This window comes from Peribacillus sp., from assembly GCF_059453735.1.
Genome location: NZ_JAZVJO010000061.1, coordinates 1 through 4743 on the forward strand (window position 1 = coordinate 1; position 4743 = coordinate 4743).

The 4743-nt window shown below is 39.0% G+C and carries 4 protein-coding genes and 1 pseudogene; 4 read left to right on the forward strand and 1 reads right to left on the reverse strand.

The features are described from left to right. The 4 genes from AC52RT_RS02045 (at position 1) to AC52RT_RS02060 (ending at position 4407) form a co-directional block, all read left to right on the forward strand. On the forward strand, positions 1–201 hold the full coding sequence (locus tag AC52RT_RS02045; RefSeq protein WP_495539203.1) for a cold-shock protein: 201 nt from the start codon (positions 1–3) through the stop codon (positions 199–201). Between the two features lie 319 nt (positions 202–520). Next, positions 521–700: a hypothetical protein gene (locus AC52RT_RS02050; protein WP_495539204.1), complete on the forward strand. Its 180-nt coding sequence runs from the start codon at positions 521–523 to the stop codon at positions 698–700. Positions 701–888: 188 nt separating this feature from the next. Next, positions 889–2802: an ATP-dependent DNA helicase gene (locus AC52RT_RS02055; RefSeq protein WP_495539205.1), complete on the forward strand. Its 1914-nt coding sequence runs from the start codon at positions 889–891 to the stop codon at positions 2800–2802. A 96-nt stretch (positions 2803–2898) separates the two neighbouring features. Continuing rightward, positions 2899–4407, forward strand: a complete 1509-nt coding sequence (locus AC52RT_RS02060) for a carboxypeptidase M32 (protein WP_495539206.1) — start codon at positions 2899–2901, stop codon at positions 4405–4407. A gap of 102 nt (positions 4408–4509) precedes the next feature. Here the strand turns inward: AC52RT_RS02060 and AC52RT_RS02065 are convergent. Then, a pseudogene (locus AC52RT_RS02065) lies at positions 4510–4743 on the reverse strand (cytochrome C); the annotation flags it as partial.

Genomic DNA, 4743 nt, shown 5'->3' on the forward strand with positions numbered 1-4743 from the left:
ATGGCAACAGGCAAGGTTAAGTGGTTTAACGCAGAAAAAGGCTTTGGTTTTATCGAACGCGAAAACGGAGACGATGTATTTGTACATTTCTCAGCTATTCAAGGCGAAGGATTCAAAACACTTGAAGAAGGTCAAGACGTGACTTTTGAAGTGGAACAAGGACAACGCGGACCACAAGCTTCTAACGTTCAAAAAGCTTAATTATATGCAAGAAAAAAGCAGGCTCTTCTAAAGAAGAGCCTGCTTTTTGGTTTGGAGACAAAAGAGGCTTGGAAAGAATGATCAAATGCAGAAAAATAGTGCTGAGACGGGATTAATGCCTGCCCAGACGGGAATAACAGCTGAGAAGGTTAGGAAATAGCGAATATACCCCCCTATAATTTTAACCCCAAATATAGCGAAACATTCAAACCCTGCAAGGATTCATTATTATATTCTTAGTTGTCCTAATCAAGGTATAGGAAGGGATGTTTCAGCATAAACTAGATTCATATCATAGTTGTGTAAAGGAGAAGTGTTTATGAATTCAAAGGTTGATGAATTTTATCGAATTACCAAAGCTATATCTTCTTCCTATGAAAGCATCAGGGGAAATAGCGATAATGAAATCGGGATGAATGGATTGAAAGAGGCGGAACAAAATCTGTATCAGGCACTTGCTTTCCATCTGCAAGGAACCTCTTCTTATCGGCAGGAATAGACGTAAAGAGTTAGTGTAATGAAAAGGCATCTTTAGCCCCTTTCATTATGCTTTTTTATTTGTAAGAAAAATCAAATGATGAATTACTCGCTGTTGGAAACTCTCCCTTGACTCTGCATATAAAATAGGGGATAATGTAATTTTGCATTGAAACGGTTTTATTTAATGATAGATAAGGGGAGAAAACGATGCTTCAAACGCTGCCTTTTCCAGTTACCAAGGAAGATTCTTTTTACGATAAGCTTTCAGAATGGATAGGAGATGTTTTTTATGACATTCTTCCAGAAAAAGGTTTTGAGCTCCGCGATGAACAAATTTTTATGGCCTTTCAGCTTGAAAAAGCATTTAAAGATAAAGAGGTAATGTTTGCTGAAGCAGGTGTAGGCACCGGGAAAACCCTGGTTTATTTGCTCTACGCGCTGTGCTACGCTCGATATACGAATAAGCCCGCTATTATCTCCTGTGCGGATGAAACATTGATTGAACAGCTTGTTAAAGAAGAAGGCGACATTCAAAAGATCAAAGAAATACTGGGAATTGACATCGATGTAAGACTTGCGAAATACCATGATCAGTATCTTTGTTTAAAAAAATTAGAGACCGCCGTTACAAATGAAGATTCTGAAGGAATCGACCGTGTACATGATGAATTACCAAAATTCGTTTACGGAAACGGTTCAATGGCCTCTTATAGCCCTTATGGGGAACGAAAAGAATATGCATACTTAAATGACGAGGATTGGTCAAAAGTCGGCTGGGATCAGCTGCAGAACTGTTTTACCTGTGATAAACGACACCGCTGTGGTCAAACGTTGTCACGTGACCATTATCGGAAGTCAACGGATTTGATTATCTGCTCACATGATTTCTTTATGGAACATGTGTGGACAAAGGAAAAACGCAAACGCGAAGGACAGCTTCCATTATTGCCGGAACATAGTTGTGTGGTGTTTGATGAAGGACATCTACTAGAAATTTCAGCACAAAAAGCATTAACATATAAAGTGAGTGAAACTGCGCTTGCGAATGTTCTTGAATTATTAATGGCTAATCAAGTTCGTGAGGAAACACTTTACATCATTGAAGACTTAATCGATATCAATGAGGAATTCTTTACTTTGCTTGATGTCCTCTCGATTCCAGTCGAAGGATCAAATCGTTACGAAATTCCTGAATCAGATGACATCATCTCTTTAGCAGGCAAACTCCATAAGAAGGTGGAAGAGCTTGAAGAGAATCTTGTCTTTGAGGCAGAGCTTTATACGATTAATGATTATGACTTAAAGGTTACCGAAGAATATTTAGAACAGCTTGGCTATTCATTATCGTTATTCTTGAAGAACCGCCAGGCTGTAACCTGGTTTGAAGAAAATCAGGACACAAAAACGCTGGTTATCATGCCAAGGCTTGTTCAAGATATTCTTGGAGAAGAAGTGTTTTCAAAGAAAATGCCGTATATTTTCTCTTCCGCGACACTCTCTGATAATAAGTCATTTGACTATCTAGCTGAAAGCTTGGGTATCAAAGACTACAGCAGTTTTTCTGTATCATCTCCGTTTGAGTATGATGAGGTTATGGATCTTTCCATACCAGTATTCGAAACAGGAAACCAAATAGATAAATTAGATTACAGCATGAATAGTATTCGTGATAATGGAGGAAGAACACTCGTGCTTTTCCAATCAAAGGAAGAACTGCTTTGGTTTAAAAAGCATGCGAAGGCTACTGAGTTTCCATTCTATTACGAAGGAGACGAAGAAATTAGTGAACTGGTGAAAAAATTCCAAACGAATGAAGAATCAGTGCTTCTTTCTTATCATCTTTGGGAGGGGCTTGATATACCAGGTGACTCATTGAAAAATGTCATCATCTTCTCACTGCCGTTCCCTCCGCATGATCCAGTTTTCCAAGCAAAACGTCAAGCAGCTGATCAGCCATTTGAACAGGTTGATCTGCCGTATATGCTGCTTAGATTAAGACAAGGAATCGGCCGATTAATCCGTACAAGTGATGATACGGGTTCGATTCATATCCTGACAGATAAAGAGTTAACGGAAGCTACACTTTCAAAAATACTAGCTGTTTTACCAACTGCACCCTAAAACCGAGGATTTCCTCGGTTTTTTTCTTTTCATCTTCCTATCTAAAATCTGAAAAAATATGGTAAACTCCAAGAGTAAACCATAGGGGGGAAATAAATGGCTGAACAAATAAATGTAGAAGCAGCGTATCGAGAGTATGTGAAGAAAATTGCCGCGTATAACGAAGCATTAGCGGTCATTTTTTGGGATTTACGGACAGGAGCGCCATCAAAAGGAGTCGGACAGCGTTCTGAGGTTATTGGTGTTTTAGCAGCAGAGGTCTTCCAGATGTCGACTAGTGAAAAAATGGGCATGTTTATTACCTCGTTGTCTTCAACGGACGGACTCTCTGAGATGACGAAGAGTATGATTGAAAAGAGTAAGGAAGAATACGATCGTAACAAGAAAATCCCGGCACATGAATACAAGGAATTTGTAATCTTACAATCTAAATCTGAAAGTGCTTGGATGAAAGCTCGAGAAAAGAACGATTTTTCTATTTATGAACCATATTTAGAAAAAATGGTTTCGTATACGCGGAAATTTGTTGACTATTGGGGATATAAAGGTCATCCTTACAACACCCTATTGGATAAATATGAACCAGACATGACAGTCGAGATTTTGGATAGAGTGTTTGGAGAGCTTCGTGAACGGATTGTCCCGTTAGTACAAAGAATTGCTCAGAGTAAACATAAGCCTGATACATCATTCTTGTATACTCATTTCTCAAAAGAAGCCCAGGAAGCGTACAGTCTTAATATTCTTCAGCAGCTTGGCTATGATTTCGAGGCGGGACGTTTGGATGAGACAGTTCACCCGTTTGCAACAGGAATTAATCGAGGAGATGTCCGAATTACTACACGTTATGATGAAAATGATTTTCGCGGGGCTGTATTTGGCAGCATTCACGAATGCGGACATGCCATTTATGAGCAAAACATATCGGAGGAATTAACCGGGACATTGCTTGATACAGGAACATCGATGGGAATTCATGAATCACAGTCACTGTTTTTTGAAAACTTTATCGGTCGTAATATTCATTTCTGGGAAAAACAATTTCCAGTACTTAAAGAATATGCATCTGAACAATTTGCTGATGTCTCATTAGAAGACTTCTACAGGGGGATTAATGAATCTAAACCGTCGTTTATCCGGGTGGATGCTGATGAGCTGACCTATTCCTTACATATCATGGTTCGCTATGAATTAGAGAAAGAGTTGTTCAGTGGAACGTTAGAAGTGAAAGACCTCCCGGAGGCTTGGAATAAGAAATATCAGGAATACCTAGGCATTACGCCGAGAAATGATGCAGAAGGAATCCTTCAGGATATCCACTGGGCGGATGGCAGCTTCGGCTATTTCCCATCCTATGCACTAGGTTATATGTATGCAGCACAGATCAAGCATGCGATGAAAGAAGAGCTGCCAAACTTTGATGAATATTTACAAAAAGGTGATATTACACCGATTAGAACTTGGCTTAATACACATATTCATCAATACGGCAGTACAAAAAAACCGCTTGAAATTCTTCAAGCTACAACTGGTGAGGGGTTAAATGCAGCTTATCTGATCAGCTACCTTGAAGAGAAATACAGTCGAATTTATCAACTTGATTAAAAGTGAGCAGCGGGTATAGTGCCTGCTGTTTTTTGAATTCAATGATAGCAGAACGCAAAAAAGTGCTTAAACGGAAAGTTTAAGCACTTTTTTCAATACTAATTACCAAAATTTATAACCTTTTGAGCCCGGTGGTGCATTTTGTATCATATCAATAAATGGAATGGTGTAAGCGAATAGGATAAGAACGATGGTCAAACCGATCCAAAGCTTCCAGTTCTCAAATACCATTGGTGTCTTTTCTGCCTCTTCAGCCATTTCGCCAATAGGGAATTCTTGCTCACCTTTTGGTGCAAAGAATGCTAGATTAATAAAGATGACAAGAACAAGAATAAT